Origin of the sequence: Mycobacterium sp. E1386, from assembly GCF_001672745.1 — a bacterium.
Classification (GTDB): domain Bacteria; phylum Actinomycetota; class Actinomycetes; order Mycobacteriales; family Mycobacteriaceae; genus Mycobacterium.
Window position 1 is genome coordinate 1 of record NZ_LZKH01000248.1, and the last position, 13,348, is coordinate 13,348.

Genomic DNA, 13,348 nt, shown 5'->3' on the forward strand with positions numbered 1-13,348 from the left:
CTGGCACGGCATGCGGTGACGATCGTTCCCACCCACGACCACCAGGCGGCGCTGGGGTTGACCGCCTAGCGCGCGGCGAGTGTGCGGCTGCCCGCACAGTGGCGCGCGAGGGTGCGGCTGGCCGCACAGTCGGCATGCGGTGAGCGCAGATGGGCCGCGCGCGGCTGCGGTCCGGCGACGCCTGACGCCGAGTCCGCGAGTGTGAAGCTAATTTCACGCTCGGCCGCGAGTGTGCGGCTAATTTCACACTCGGCTTCGAGATGTGAGCCGGCCTAGCTGCCCAGGCAGCCCGGGCCGAGCAGCTCCTTGAGGTCCCCCATCAGCGCGGGCGACGGCGTCACCCGCAGCGAGGCGTCCAGCTCCAGGGTGGTGATCCGGTCACCGCTGATGAGCCGCAGGTGCACCTGGGACGTGCCGGGGTGGCGCGCCAGCACCTGCTTGAGCGCGCTGACCTTGTCGATGGTGCACTGCCGGGTAGGCAGGCTGACAGCGATCGGCCGGTTCGGTTGGGCGTTGGAAAAGTCCGGCACCACAAGCTCATTGGCGATCAGGCTGATGCGGTCGTCGCGGATGGCCACCTTGGCGTTGATCAGCACCACCGCGTCGTCGGCGATGTCGGCGCCGTAGGTGGAATAGGCGTGCGGGAAGAACATCACCTCGATGCCACCGGTGAGGTCTTCCAGTTGTGCTGACGCCCAGGGCATTCCGTTCTTGTTGACGCGCCGGTTGACCGACGCCAGGATGCCGCCGACCCGCACCTGGCTCTCGTTGGGGACGTCGCCGTCGAGGATGGCCGGGATCTGGGTGTCGGTCTGCGCGGCCAGCAGGTGCGCCACGCCGTTGAGCGGGTGCCCGGACACGTACAGGCCGAGCATCTCGCGCTCCAGGGCCAGCTTGTGTTTGTCCTCCCACTCGTCTTCGGGCACCTTGATGGTGAACACCGACTCGGTGCACCCGTCATCGCCCCCGAACAGGTCGAACTGCCCTATGGCCTCGGCCTTTTTGGTGCCCAGCACCGAATCGACGGCGTCGGTGTGCACCAGGAAGAGGCCCTTGCGGGCATGACTCAGCGAGTCGAACGCGCCGGCCTTGATCAGCGACTCGGTGACCTTCTTGTTGCAGGCCGAGATGTCGATCTTGTTCAGGTAGTCGGAGAAGTCGGTGAACTTGCCCTTCTCGTTGCGGGTCTTGATCAGCGAGCCGACCACGTTGGCGCCGACGTTGCGCACCGCGCCCAGCCCGAACCGGATGTCCTGGCCCACCGAGGCGAAGTTCACCAGGGACTCGTTGACGTCCGGCGGTAGGACGGTGATGCCGAGCTTGCGGCAGTCGGCCAGGTAGACCGCGGCCTTGTCCTTGTCGTCGCCCACCGAGGTCAACAGGCCGGCCATGTATTCGGCCGGATAGTTAGCCTTCAGGTAGGCGGTCCAGTAGGAGACCAGGCCGTAGCCGGCGGCGTGCGACTTGTTGAACGCATAGCCGGCGAACGGAAGGATGGTGTCCCACAATGCCTTCACCGCTTTTTCGGAGAAGCCGTTGGCGGTCATGCCTTCCTGGAAGCCCTTGTACTCCGCCTCGAGCACCTCGAGCTTCTTCTTGCCCATGGCCTTGCGCAGCGCGTCGGCCTTACCCATCGTGTAGGAGGCGACCTTCTGGGCGATGAACATGATCTGCTCTTGGTAGACGATCAGACCGTAAGTCTCCGAGAGGATCTCGCGCAGCGGCTCCTCGAGCTCGGGGTGAATCGGCTTGATCGCCTGCCGGTTGTTCTTGCGGTCGGCGTAATCGTTGTGGGCGTTCATGCCCATCGGGCCGGGGCGGTACAGGGCGAGCACGGCGACGATGTCGTTGAACTCGGTCGGTTGCATGCGGCGCAGCAGGTCGCGCATCGGCCCGCCGTCGAGCTGGAACACCCCCAGGGTGTCGCCGCGGCCCAGCAGCTCATAGGTGGGCTTGTCGTCCAGCGGCACCGATTCCAGGTCGAGGTCGATTCCCCTGTTGGCCCTGATGTTGTCCAGGGCGTCGCCGATGATCGTCAGGTTGCGCAGGCCCAGGAAGTCCATCTTCAGCAGGCCGATGGCCTCGCACGACGGGTAGTCCCAGCCGGTGATGATGGCGCCGTCCTGCGGGCGCTTCCACAGCGGGATGGCCTCGGTGAGCGGCTCGCTGCTCATGATCACGGCGCAGGCGTGCACGCCGGCGTTGCGGATCAGACCCTCCAGCCCGCGCGCGGTCTGATAGATGGTGCGCACATCGGGGTCGGTCTCGATCAGGCCGCGCACCTCGGCGGCCTCCTTGTACCGCTCGTGCGCCGGGTCGGTGATGCCGGACAGCGGGATGTCCTTGGCCATGATCGGCGGCGGCAACGCCTTGGTGATCCGGTCGGCGATGGCGAAGCCGGGCTGCCCGTAGTGGATGCGCGCCGAATCCTTAAGCGCCGCTTTGGTTTTAATGGTGCCGAAGGTGATGACCTGGGCGACCCGGTCCTGGCCCCACTTGTCGGCGGCGTAGCGCACCATCTCGCCGCGACGACGGTCGTCGAAGTCGATGTCGATGTCGGGTGCCGACGGGCGCTCGGGGTTGAGGAACCGCTCGAACAGCAGGCCGTGCGGGATCGGGTCGATGTTGGTGATGCCCAACGCGTAGGCAACCAGCGAGCCCGCCGCCGAACCGCGGCCGGGCCCCACCCGGATGTCGACCGAGCGCGCGTAGTTGATCAGGTCGGCGACGATCAGGAAGTAGGACGGGAAGCCCTTGTCGCAGATGACCTTGATCTCGTACTCGGCCCGGTCGATGTAGTCCTGGCCGACGCCGGACGGGAAGCGTCGACGCAGTCCCGCCATCACCTCGTGGTGCAGCCAGGTCGCCTGGTCGTGCCCCTCGGGCACCGGGAAGATCGGCATCCGGTCGCGCGGTGTCCACACGTCGTCGTAGGGCTGGACGCGCTCGGCGATCAAGAGCGTCGAGTCGCACGCGCCGGGGATCTGGTCGTCCCAGAGTTGGCGCATCTCGGCGGCCGACTTCAGGTAGTAGCCGTCGCCGTCGAACTTGAACCGGTTCGGATCCGAGAGGGTCTTGCCGGTCTGCACGCACAACAGCGCCTCGTGGTTGTGGGCGGCGTCGCGGGTGACGTAGTGGCAGTCATTGGTGGCCAGCGGCGGGATGCCCAGCTTGCGGCCGATCTCGAGCAGGCCCTCGCGGACCCGCTGCTCGATGGACAGCCCGTGGTCCATCAGCTCGAGGAAGTAGTTGTCCGCGCCGAAGATTTCTCTCCACTTGGCGGCCGACTCCAGCGCCTCGCGGTCGTGCCCCAGCCGCAGACGGGTCTGCACCTCCCCGGACGGGCAGCCCGTGGTGGCGATGATGCCCTCGGCGTGTTCGGCGATGATCTCGGCGTCCATGCGCGACCACTTGCCGAGCTGGCCCTCGAAGGAGGCCAACGACGACAGCTTGAACAGGTTGCGCAGCCCGGTGGCGTTCTCGGCCACCATCGTCATGTGCGTGTAGGAACCGCTACCCGAGACGTCGTCGGACTTCTGGCCGGGATCGCCCCAGGTGATCCGGCGGGTGTCGAAGCGCGAGCCCGGCGCGATGTAGGCCTCGACCCCGATGATCGGCTTGATCCCCGCCTTGGTCGCCGCGTTGTAGAACTCGCTGGCGCCGAACATGTTTCCGTGGTCGGTCATCCCGACCGCGGGCATTCCCAGCCGCTCCACCTCCGCCAGCATCGGCGAGATCTTCGCGGCCCCATCCAGCATCGAGTACTCGGTGTGGTTGTGGAGGTGCACGAAGGAGGAGTGGTTCATAGGGACGCCAGTCTATGACTGAGGACCGACGCCTTTCGGGCGTGTCGCGAAGTGTGTCTGCGTTTCTATCCGTACAACTCGACGAAGTTCTTCAACGACTTCTGCACGTCCCCCTTGACGGCCCGCGCCGCGGCCGAACCGACCGGCCCGAACAACGCGCGCCCGCCCAGCTCAAGGCGCAGGCCCAGCGTGGATCCCTCTTCGGCGGCTTGCACGGTGAGCGTGACGGCGTACTTGGCGCCGCCCTTGCCGGACCCCGAGAGCGCGACCTCGTGCGGCGGATCCCACGTGGTCACCGTCCAGGTCACCCGGTTGCGGAAGCCCTTCGCCCGGGCCACGCCCACCACCTGGACGCCCTCGCCGAGCTCCTCGGGCAGATCACTGCGCCACCCCTCGTGCATCACCAGCCAGTCGCCCAGGTCCGACAGGTCGGAGACGCGGTCCCACATCTCCTGCGGGGTCATCGGCACATCGGCGGTCAGGTCTACAGCGGCCATGACCGGAGCCTAGCGCGACCGCATCGTCACACCCGTCACTCAGGCCCCTGATCGGCGGGATGCGGAGCAGTGCCCGCCTCACAGCGACAAAATTGGCTACCGCCCTTGGAATCCCGGTTGTCGCTGTGAGGCGGGCACATCGTCGATCGCCCGGCGCAGCGACGGAAGTGACGGCTGTGACCGGGCGATCCCGGCACACGCTCAGCGGTTGGGTCCCCCGCGGAAGCGGCTGCCGATCCGGATCCCGGGCAACAGCAGGGTGCGCGGCACGAATCGCCCGCCGGTGCTGACGACCTTGGGCACGACGCCGGGCACCACGCTGCGTCTGCCGGCCAGCATCCCGCCGATCGCCGCCTCGGCAACCTCCTGCGGTGAGACCTGCGCGATGGGAATGCTGAACCGCTCGGCGTTGGCGATCTCCGCCCACTCCGTCGGCACCGGCCCCGGGCACAGGCACGTCACCGACACTCCCGTCCCGTGCAGCTCCTCGTGCACGGCTTCGGAGAAGGTCTGCACGAAGGCCTTGGTCGCCGAGTACACCGCCATGTAGGGCACCGGCTGAAAACCGGCGATCGACGCGATGTTCATCACCGCGCCGGCGCCGCGCTCGACCATGCCGGGCAGGGCGGCGTGGGTGAGTTCCATCAGGGCCAGCGCGTTGAGGGTGACCTCCTCGCTTTCGCGCTCGAGTGGCAGCTCGTGAAAGACCCCGCTGGTGCCGAACCCGGCGCTGTTACACAGGCCGGCGATCGGCTCGGCGCGCAGCCGGTCCGCCAGCTTCGCGCGGCCCTTGGGATCGCCGAGGTCCAACGGCAGCACCTCGACGGCCACCGAGTATTCCTGGCCCACCTCGTTGGCGAGTTCGTCGAGGCGTTCCCGGCGCCGCGCGACCAGCAGCAGCGGGAAGCCGCGACGGGCCAGGCCGCGAGCCAGTTCGGCGCCGATGCCCGACGAGGCGCCGGTGATCACGACGGTGGTGTCGATGTCAGGTTTCGGAAGGCTCATGATGTCACCAATGTATCCCGCGCGTCGCCCGCACAAACGTTTCGCTGCGTTTGTCGAATTGCGGTGAATCGCTTGGAGATTCGTCGCCCTTGGCGGCGTGGGAGTCGCCGAACATGGCGAACGCGCGGTTGCGCACCCGGTCCATCACCGCCGGGTTCACCGCGTCGGCGACGGCGGCGAATTGCCCGAACGGCGAGCTGGCCCGGCGGGGCCGGTGCACGATCGCGTCCGCGATCACCCCGGCCGCCTGATCCGGCGTCAGCGCCGGGAACTTGTCGTAGAGCGTGGTCGGGCTGATCATCGGGGTGCGCACCAGCGCCATGTGCACGGTGGTGAACTTCACGTCGTCATTCACGGTCTCGGCCTGCAGAGAGTCGCACAGGCTGTCCAGCGCGGCCTTGCTGGCGATGTATGCGCCGAAGCGCGGCGCGCGGGTCTGCACGCCCACCGAGGAGACGTTGATGATGTGCCCGAACCCCCGTTCCCGCATGCCGGGGATGAATTTGAGGATGAGCTGGACCGCGCCCAGATAGTTCAGCTGCATGGTGCGCTGATAGTCGTGGATGCGGTCGTAGGACAGCTCCAGCGAGCGCCGGATCGACCGCCCCGCGTTGTTGATCAGGATGTCGACACCCCCGAGGTCTTTGAGCACCTGATCGGCCATCTCGGCGATCGCATCCATGTCGGACAGGTCGCACGGGTAGACGTGGGCGGTGCCACCGTTCCCTTCGATTTCAGAGGCGACCTTCTCCAGGTTCTCGCGGGTGCGGGCGACCAGCACCACCACGCCGCCGGCTTCCGCGATCCGCTTCGCGGCGGCCTCGCCGATGCCCGACGATCCCCCGGTGATCAGGACGGTCTTGCCTTTGACCGCCTCGTCGAGCGTGCGGCCCTGTACCGCGTCGAGCAGATTCCTCAGATAGAAGGGTCGGTAGCGGCCCGCGGAGTTCGGCGTGTTGACGATGTGGGATACCGCCGCGATCGGCTTCTCCACTAAGTTCGCGAGCGGCTTTTCGACGAGATTCGTTAAGTCACCCAGGTTCATCGGCTTTCGCTCCTGATGATGTCGGCCCCCCGACCGCAGCTGGCCTGCCCGTTGACCATGAGCTCCTTGCGGGGCGGTGTGAACGATGTGACGTGCGTCATTAAGCCAACCTAGGACATCGGGTCGGGGGCCCGATGCAAATTTCTGGCATGTAACACGGGCCCCGCGTCTCACGCCGCGGCCTGCACGACCGTCAAGAGTGGGCAATCCGCTTGTTACGCAAAGACATCCGTGCGTGATCGCGAACTAACTGACGGGCAACGCCGAAATGTTCCAATCGGACTTATGAAAATTCTGGCACGCTTCCGCAAACCACAGCCGGCCGCCGTCTACGACCGGATCGGCGGGCACGAGGCGATCGAAGTCGTGGTCGAGGACTTCTACGTCCGTGTGCTTGCCGACGATCAACTCTCCGGATTCTTCACCGGGACCAACATGAACCGGCTCAAGGGCAAGCAGGTCGAGTTCTTCGCCGCGGCCCTCGGTGGGCCCGAGCCCTACACCGGCGCTCCGATGAAGCAAGTGCACCAGGGGCGCGGCATCACGTTGCACCACTTCAACCTGGTGGCCGGGCATCTGTCCGACGCGCTCGCCGCGGCCGGGGTCCCGCCCGAAACGGTGACCGAGATCATCGGCGCCATCGCGCCGCTGGCTCCCGAGATCGCGACGGGCGAGGCGAACAAAGCCACCGTCTGACCGCTGCGCCGAGATTGCCGGCAATCTCGGCGTGTCGCGCGCGAGCTGCGGCCCGCAACCGGTACTCAGCACGTATGCGACTGCTCGCCGTCATCGTTGCGGCCCTGATGCTGGCCGCCTGCGGTGCGAAAACGACCCCGCCGCCGGGCGGCACCACCACCGAAACAACCACCACCACTGCCCCGCCGACCGCGGCGGCGCTCGACTGCGCCAAACCGGCCAACGCGGCGCAGCAGCTGGTGTGCCGCGATCCGCAACTGACCGACCTCGACCACCGCCTGCAGGCCGCCTACCAGCAGGCCCTTGCCCGGCCCGGCGCGGACCAGGGCGCGCTGACGTCGGCGCAGAACGGCTGGGCGACCACGCGCGACGGGTGCGCACAGAACCCCGCAGCGCGCACCTGCCTGGTCGAGGCGTATCAGACGCGGCTGGACGAGCTGGCCATCGCCGACCCCGGCACCCTGAGCCCGCCCGTCGTCACCTACCAGTGCCCCGCCGATGCGGGGCCGTTGACCGCGCAGTTCTACAACGACTTCGACCCGCCGGCGGCGGTGCTCAACTGGAAGGGCAACCAGGAGATCCTGTTCCTCGAGCCGTCGGGCAGCGGCGCCCGATACGGCCGGCAGGGTTACGAATACTGGGAGCACCAGGGCGAGGTCAAGCTCGATTTGAACGGCACCAAATTCGTCTGCCGCGCGCCGTGAGCGGTGCCTAGCATGCTCGGCATGGGTCGCACATTCGACGACCTCGTGGCGGAGGCGGACGCGGCTCCCGTCGACGGCTGGGACTTCTCCTGGCTGGACGGGCGGGCCACCGAAGAACGCCCGTCGTGGGGTTACCAGCGTCAGATGAGCCAACGGCTGGCGAGCGTGTCGGCCGCCTGCGACATCGACACCGGGGGCGGCGAAGTGCTCTCCGGCGCCGAGAGATTTCCGCGCACGATGGCCGCGACGGAGTCATGGCCGCCCAATGCGGCCCTGGCCACCCAACGCCTGCATCCCCGCGGCGTGGTGGTCGTGCTGACCGGGGGCGAGCCGCGGTTGCCGTTCGCCGACTCGGCCTTTGACCTGGTGACCAGCCGCCACCCGATCGCGGTGCGGTGGCCCGAGATCGCCCGGGTGCTGCGACCGGGCGGCACCTACTTCGCCCAGCAGATCGGGCCGGCGACCATGGCCGAACTCGTCGAATACTTCATCGGGCCGCAGCCGGAGAAATGGGCCGAGCTACACCCCGACGTCCAGAGCGCCGAAGCCGAGGCCGCCGGGATGGACATCGTCGATATGCGCATGGAACGAATGCGGGCCGAGTTCTTCGACATCGGCGCCGTTATCTACTTCCTGCGCAAGGTGATTTGGACGGTGCCGGACTTCACGGTCGGCGCCTACCGGGAGCGGCTGCGCGAACTGCACGAGCGCATCGAAGCCGACGGCCCGTTCGTCGCGCACTCCGTGCGGCTGCTCGTCGAGGCGCGCAAGCCGGCCGAGTGATCGCAAGCGCGGCGAAGCCGGGCGCTGGGGGCGCGACCATCAGAATGATCAGCCCTCGGCGCGCAGCACGTCCAGCGCGTGCTGCAGATCGGCCGGGTAGGGGCTGACAATCTCCATCCGCCTGCCGTCCGCCGGATGGGCGAACGACAGCGACCGGGCATGCAGCCATTGCCGTTGGAGCCCAAGCCTTTTCGCGAGTTTCGGATCAGCCCCGTAGACGAGGTCGCCGCAGCACGGGTGGTGCAGCGCGGAGAAGTGCACCCGGATCTGATGCGTGCGACCGGTTTCCAGGTGCACGTCGAGCAGGCTGGCGGCGTGAAAGGCTTCGATGGTGTCGTAATGGGTGAGGCTGTGCCGGCCATCCTTGGTGACGGCGAACTTCCACTCGCCACCGCGGTGCCGCCCGATCGGCGCGTCGATCGTCCCGCTCGACGGGTCCGGATGCCCCTGCACCAGCGCGTGATAGCGCTTGTCCACCGTGCGCTGTTTGAACGCGCGCTTCAGGACGGTGTAGGCGCGCTCCGACAGCGCCACCACCATCACCCCGGAGGTTCCGACGTCGAGGCGATGCACGATGCCCTGCCGCTCCGGCACGCCCGAGGTGGTGATCCGGTAGCCGGCGGCGGCCAGCCCGCCGAGCACCGTGGGCCCGGTCCACCCCACCGACGCATGCGCGGCCACCGCGGCCGGCTTGTCGACCGCGACGATGTCGTCGTCGGAATACAGGATCGTCATGCCCTCGATGTCGACGGGCGTGTTCTCCACCGGCGCCGGGGCTTCGGGCAGGCGGACCTGCAGCCAGGCGCCGCCGGTCAGCCGGTCGGATTTGCCGGCCTGCACGCCGTCCAGTTCCACCCCGCCGTCCTCGGCCAGGGCGGCCGCGGCGCTGCGGGACAGCCCCAGCAGGCGCGCCAGCCCCGCATCCACGCGCATACCCGCCAGCCCTTCTGGCACTGGCATGGAGCGGTCAGTCATTCGCGCTGGTCGGCCTGCGCCTGCCCACGGTGTCGAAGTCGTAGCCGAAGATCGACAGCACCACCAGCAGGATGGCGCCGCCCACCACCGAGGGGTCGGCGACGTTGAACACCGGCCACCAGCCGACCGACAGGAAGTCCACGACATGGCCGCGCAGCGGCCCGGGCGCCCGGAAGAAGCGATCCACCAGGTTGCCCATGGCGCCGCCGAGGATCATCCCCAGCCCGACCGCCCACCAGGGCGACACCAGCCGGCGTCCCATCCAGAAGATCCCGGCCACCACTGCGGTGGCGATCAGCGTCAGCGCCCAGGTGTATCCCGTCGCCATCGAGAACGCGGCCCCGGAATTGCGCACCAACGTCCAGGTCACCGTGTCGCCGATGATCGGCACCGGCTGGCCGGGGGGCAAAAGTTTGACGGCGAGCACCTTGGTGACGACGTCCAGGGCCAAGACGATCGCCGCGACCGACAGCAGCAGGCGCAGCCGCCTCGGCGGCCGCTTCGGGTCGGCGGCGGCGGCGTCGTCGGCGGCCTCGTCGGTGGACGTCACGGGCTCAGTGGATCCGGTGGGTTCCTCGGGCACTCTCACATCATCCCCCAATGCGGACGCGGGCTGGCCGATGTTCGCGGTCGGCGTGCGCGATGATCTCACCATGGGCCGGCTCACCGTCATCGCCACCGGAGGCACGATATCGACCGGCACCGGCGCGGACGGCGTGCACCGGCCCTCGTACGGCGCGGCCGACTTGGCGGCCGGTCTCGACGTCGACGTCGTCGACGCGCTGGCGTTGGACAGCTCCCAGCTGGTGCCGGCCGATTGGGACCGGATCCGCGGCGCCGTGCGGTCGGCGATCGACGGCGGCGCCGACGGTGTGGTGGTCACGCACGGCACCGACACCATGGAGGAGAGCGCGCTGTGGCTCGAGCTCACCCACGCGGGCGACGTCCCGGTGGTCCTCACCGGGGCGATGCGCAGCGCCGACGCGCCCGACGCCGACGGCCCGGCCAACCTGCGCGCCGCTCTGGCCGTGGCGGGGCACCCCGGCGCCCGCGGCCTTGGCGTCCTGCTGTGTTTCGCCGGCCGGGTGCTGCAGCCCCTGGGCCTGACGAAGGTGGCGACCAACGACCTGAGCGGCTTCGCCGGTGAGCTGATCGGCACCGTGAATGGCGGCGTCACGCTGGCCGGCACCAAGACCCGGCCCCAGCTCGGCGAGCTCACCGCGGCGGACGCGCCCCGGGTGGACATCGTCGCCGCCTACCTGGGCAGCGACGGGGTGGCCCTGGACGCGTGCGTGGCCGCCGGGGCGCGGGGCCTGGTGCTCGAGGCGCTGGGTTCGGGTAACGCCGGCGACGCGGTGGTCGAGGCGGTGGCCCGCCATTGCCGGGCCGGGGTCGCCGTGGCGGTGTCCACCCGCGTCCCGGGCGGGCGGGTCGGCGCCAGCTACGGGCCCGGCCACGATATGGCGGCCGCCGGCGCGGTGATGGTGCCCAGGCTGCGGCCGCCGCAGGCCCGGGTGCTGATGATGGCCGCGCTGGCCGCGCGGCTACCGGTCGGCGACGTCATCGCCCGCTGGGGCTGACATGTCGGCTTCGAGCGCGCCCAGGTAGTCCGGCCAGTCCAGGGAGTCGACCGGGTTCGCCTTGGTCAGCTCGGCGGTGTCGGCGGGGAACGTCCGCGCCGCGCCCGGCCCCGAGGCGCGGGTCTCGAACCGCACGGTGACCACGCCGTGGCCCGCGCCCTGCACCCAGCCGTGCCCGAGCTCGCGGTGCGACACGTCGTCGCCCACCCGCCACGGCGACCCCGCTTCGGCCACCGGTGCGAACATGGCCTCGGCCGCGGTCTCGACTGGATATTCCTCCGAGGTCTCCCCCGCCAGGTCCAGATCGGGGAACAGCGACTCCTGGCGCACGTCGCTCAACCCCGAAAAGCCCACGCCCAGTAGGCGAATCGGCCCGATCTCACGGGGATCCAGCAGCAGCCGCCGGGCCACCGCGACGAGCGCGCCGGGCTCGGTCGTCGCGTAGGGCAGAGTCGCCGAGCGGGTCAGCGTGCTCATGTCGGACTTCTTCAGCTTCACCGTGACCGTGCGGGCGCCGCGGCCGTCGCGCAGCAGCCGCTGATGCGCGTGCTCGGCGATCGGGTCGATCGCCTCACGCAGCTGCTCGAGGCTGGTCAGGTCGACGGCGAAGGTGGACTCGGAGCTGATCTGTTTGGCTTCGGCGCGCTCGGCGACGGGCCGGTCGTCGATGCCGAGCGCCAGGCGGTGCAGCGCCGGCCCGATCGTCGCGCCCAGGATGTTGGCGGCCTCGGCGTCGGTCAGCGCGGCCAGCTGACCGATGGTGTCGATGCCGAGTCGATTCAGCTTCTCCTCGGCGACCGGGCCGATGCCCCACAATCGCCGCACCGGCAACCCGCCGAGCAGCGACCGCTCCTCGGCGCGCCGGACCACCCGAATGCCGTCGGGCTTGGCCAGGCCCGACGCGATCTTGGCGATCTGCTTGCCCGAGCCGGCGCCGACCGAAGCGATCAGGCCGGTCTCGGCGCGCACCCGTCGGCGCAGGTCCTCGCAGAACGCCTCGACGTCCTCGGCGGACGCGCCCGCGAGGCGGGCCGGTTCGCCGAAGCCCTCGTCGAACGACAGCTGCTCGACCACCGGCACCACGCTGCGCACCGTGTCGAAGACGCGCCGGCTGGCCACCCCGTACACCACCCCGCGCGGCGGCAGCACCACCGCGGTCACGCCGATCAGGCGGCGGGCCTGATGCATCGGCATGGCGGAGCGGGCGCCGTACACGCGGGCTTCGTAGCTGGCCCCGGCGACCACGCCGCGCCCGCCCAGGCCGCCGACCAGCACCGGCCGTCCGCGCAGCGTCGGCCGGGTGAGTTGTTCGACCGAGGCGAAGAACGCATCCATGTCCAGGTGCAGCACCCAACGGGACTCCACACTTCGAAATGCTATTGGTCTAGCGTCGTTGGGTATGGAGGCTGACGGCACCGACGCGTCGAGGTCTCGCTGGGAGCGCCTGCGCCATCAATGGGATCAGCGGCTGCAGCCCGGCGAGCAGGCCACCGTGCTGGCCTGGACGTCGTTCACCCTCACGTTCGCCGGACTGCGGGCGCTCACGCACTGGATCCGCGCCGGCCACGGCCCGTCGGGTGGTGGTATGTCGATGGGCGGCAGGCACTTTCACCACTACAACATCGGCATCGGGATGCTCGCGACGGTGGGCGGCGTGGGCCTGCGCGGAACCGACAGGCAACGCCGGCATCCGGTAGCGGCCGTCGCGTACGGCGCCGCGAACGCGATGATCGTCGACGAACTCGCCCTGCTCTTGGACCTCAAGGATGTCTACTGGGCGCGCGAGGGCCGTGAGAGCGTCGACGTGGCGGTCGGCCTCATCGCCACCGGCGCGACGGTCGTCGCGGGTATGCCGTTCTGGCCGCACGCCCACCGGGCGCTGCGCTCGCGCGCGTAGCCCGCAGCGGCGGCGATCTCAGGGATGCTGCAGCGGCTCCGGGTGGATCGGCTGCGGGTGGACCGGTTGCGGCGGGTGGACCGGTTGCGGCGGGTGACAGGCGAAACACTCGATCGGGGGGTGGCCGCCACCGCTCGGGGCGGGCTGGCCGCCGCCCTGCTGACTGCCGCCTTGCTTGGGTGGCACCGGAATCGGCACGGGCACGGGCACGATCACCGGCGGGACGTTGACGGTCACGTTGGGAGGAGGCGGCGGGGCGCCCGGATCGGCCGGGGCGGGCGGCGGGCGGGGGCCACCACGGGCGCCGGCGACCACGCCGCGCCCGCCCAGGCCGCCGACCAGCACCGGCCGCCCGCGCAG

Annotated in this window: 12 protein-coding genes and 1 pseudogene; 5 read left to right on the top strand and 8 right to left on the bottom strand. The window is 69.5% G+C overall.

The window, feature by feature from the left end:
- Window positions 1-272 precede the first annotated feature (272 nt).
- The 4 genes from dnaE to A5709_RS25090 form a co-directional block, all read right to left on the bottom strand.
- The gene (gene dnaE, locus A5709_RS25075) at window positions 273-3,806 is read right to left on the bottom strand and encodes a DNA polymerase III subunit alpha (RefSeq protein WP_068123319.1); all 3,534 of its coding nucleotides are present in this window, start codon (window positions 3,804-3,806) and stop codon (window positions 273-275) included.
- Window positions 3,807-3,871: 65 nt separating this feature from the next.
- Window positions 3,872-4,303 carry an SRPBCC family protein gene (locus tag A5709_RS25080; protein ID WP_067948009.1) on the bottom strand — a complete coding sequence of 144 codons (432 nt, stop codon included), beginning with the start codon at window positions 4,301-4,303 and terminating at the stop codon, window positions 3,872-3,874.
- 201 nt (window positions 4,304-4,504) lie between these two features.
- Window positions 4,505-5,308 carry an SDR family oxidoreductase gene (locus A5709_RS25085; RefSeq protein WP_068123322.1) on the bottom strand — a complete coding sequence of 268 codons (804 nt, stop codon included), beginning with the start codon at window positions 5,306-5,308 and terminating at the stop codon, window positions 4,505-4,507.
- A 4-nt stretch (window positions 5,309-5,312) separates the two neighbouring features.
- Window positions 5,313-6,353 (bottom strand): SDR family NAD(P)-dependent oxidoreductase, encoded by a 1,041-nt coding sequence (locus tag A5709_RS25090; protein ID WP_067948005.1) that lies wholly within the window; start codon window positions 6,351-6,353, stop codon window positions 5,313-5,315.
- Between the two features lie 285 nt (window positions 6,354-6,638).
- Between A5709_RS25090 and A5709_RS25095 the strand changes: the two genes are divergently transcribed.
- The 3 genes from A5709_RS25095 to A5709_RS25105 all read left to right on the top strand — a co-directional run bounded on the left by A5709_RS25095 (window position 6,639) and on the right by A5709_RS25105 (window position 8,536).
- Window positions 6,639-7,049 carry a group 1 truncated hemoglobin gene (locus tag A5709_RS25095; RefSeq protein ID WP_068123326.1) on the top strand — a complete coding sequence of 137 codons (411 nt, stop codon included), beginning with the start codon at window positions 6,639-6,641 and terminating at the stop codon, window positions 7,047-7,049.
- Window positions 7,050-7,123: 74 nt separating this feature from the next.
- Window positions 7,124-7,753: a lysozyme inhibitor LprI family protein gene (locus A5709_RS25100; protein ID WP_068123328.1), complete on the top strand. Its 630-nt coding sequence runs from the start codon at window positions 7,124-7,126 to the stop codon at window positions 7,751-7,753.
- A gap of 21 nt (window positions 7,754-7,774) precedes the next feature.
- Complete coding sequence (locus A5709_RS25105) at window positions 7,775-8,536, top strand: class I SAM-dependent methyltransferase (RefSeq protein ID WP_068011054.1); 762 nt, start codon at window positions 7,775-7,777, stop codon at window positions 8,534-8,536.
- 48 nt (window positions 8,537-8,584) lie between these two features.
- Here A5709_RS25105 and A5709_RS25110 read toward each other — a convergent pair whose 3' ends face one another.
- Both A5709_RS25110 and lspA read right to left on the bottom strand, forming a co-directional pair.
- Window positions 8,585-9,511 (bottom strand): RluA family pseudouridine synthase, encoded by a 927-nt coding sequence (locus A5709_RS25110; RefSeq protein ID WP_068123332.1) that lies wholly within the window; start codon window positions 9,509-9,511, stop codon window positions 8,585-8,587.
- Window positions 9,504-10,094, bottom strand: a complete 591-nt coding sequence (lspA, locus tag A5709_RS25115) for a signal peptidase II (protein ID WP_082974372.1) — start codon at window positions 10,092-10,094, stop codon at window positions 9,504-9,506. Before lspA ends, A5709_RS25110 begins: the two co-directional genes overlap by 8 nt.
- Before the next feature lie 70 nt (window positions 10,095-10,164).
- Here lspA and A5709_RS25120 point away from each other — a divergent pair, with 70 nt between their 5' ends.
- The gene (locus tag A5709_RS25120) at window positions 10,165-11,091 is read left to right on the top strand and encodes an asparaginase (protein WP_068123337.1); all 927 of its coding nucleotides are present in this window, start codon (window positions 10,165-10,167) and stop codon (window positions 11,089-11,091) included.
- Here A5709_RS25120 and A5709_RS25125 read toward each other — a convergent pair.
- Window positions 11,056-12,441, bottom strand: a complete 1,386-nt coding sequence (locus tag A5709_RS25125; RefSeq protein ID WP_197501002.1) for a DNA polymerase IV — start codon at window positions 12,439-12,441, stop codon at window positions 11,056-11,058. The genes A5709_RS25120 and A5709_RS25125 overlap by 36 nt on opposite strands.
- A gap of 49 nt (window positions 12,442-12,490) precedes the next feature.
- On the opposite strand from A5709_RS25125, the gene A5709_RS25130 reads away from it, so the two are divergent.
- On the top strand, window positions 12,491-12,988 hold the full coding sequence (locus tag A5709_RS25130; RefSeq protein WP_068011000.1) for a hypothetical protein: 498 nt from the start codon (window positions 12,491-12,493) through the stop codon (window positions 12,986-12,988).
- An 18-nt stretch (window positions 12,989-13,006) separates the two neighbouring features.
- On the opposite strand, the pseudogene A5709_RS28570 reads toward A5709_RS25130, so the two are convergent.
- A pseudogene (locus tag A5709_RS28570) lies at window positions 13,007-13,348 on the bottom strand (hypothetical protein); the annotation flags it as partial.

Coding starts and splice junctions, on each gene's coding strand:
- A5709_RS25110 (WP_068123332.1), bottom strand. CDS start 9,511: ATGACTGACCGCTCCATGCCAGTGCCAGAAGGGCTGGCGGGTATGCGC.
- A5709_RS25130 (WP_068011000.1), top strand. CDS start 12,491: ATGGAGGCTGACGGCACCGACGCGTCGAGGTCTCGCTGGGAGCGCCTG.
- A5709_RS25085 (WP_068123322.1), bottom strand. CDS start 5,308: ATGAGCCTTCCGAAACCTGACATCGACACCACCGTCGTGATCACCGGC.
- A5709_RS25095 (WP_068123326.1), top strand. CDS start 6,639: ATGAAAATTCTGGCACGCTTCCGCAAACCACAGCCGGCCGCCGTCTAC.
- A5709_RS25120 (WP_068123337.1), top strand. CDS start 10,165: ATGGGCCGGCTCACCGTCATCGCCACCGGAGGCACGATATCGACCGGC.
- A5709_RS25105 (WP_068011054.1), top strand. CDS start 7,775: ATGGGTCGCACATTCGACGACCTCGTGGCGGAGGCGGACGCGGCTCCC.
- A5709_RS25090 (WP_067948005.1), bottom strand. CDS start 6,353: ATGAACCTGGGTGACTTAACGAATCTCGTCGAAAAGCCGCTCGCGAAC.
- A5709_RS25100 (WP_068123328.1), top strand. CDS start 7,124: ATGCGACTGCTCGCCGTCATCGTTGCGGCCCTGATGCTGGCCGCCTGC.
- A5709_RS25080 (WP_067948009.1), bottom strand. CDS start 4,303: ATGGCCGCTGTAGACCTGACCGCCGATGTGCCGATGACCCCGCAGGAG.
- dnaE (WP_068123319.1), bottom strand. CDS start 3,806: ATGAACCACTCCTCCTTCGTGCACCTCCACAACCACACCGAGTACTCG.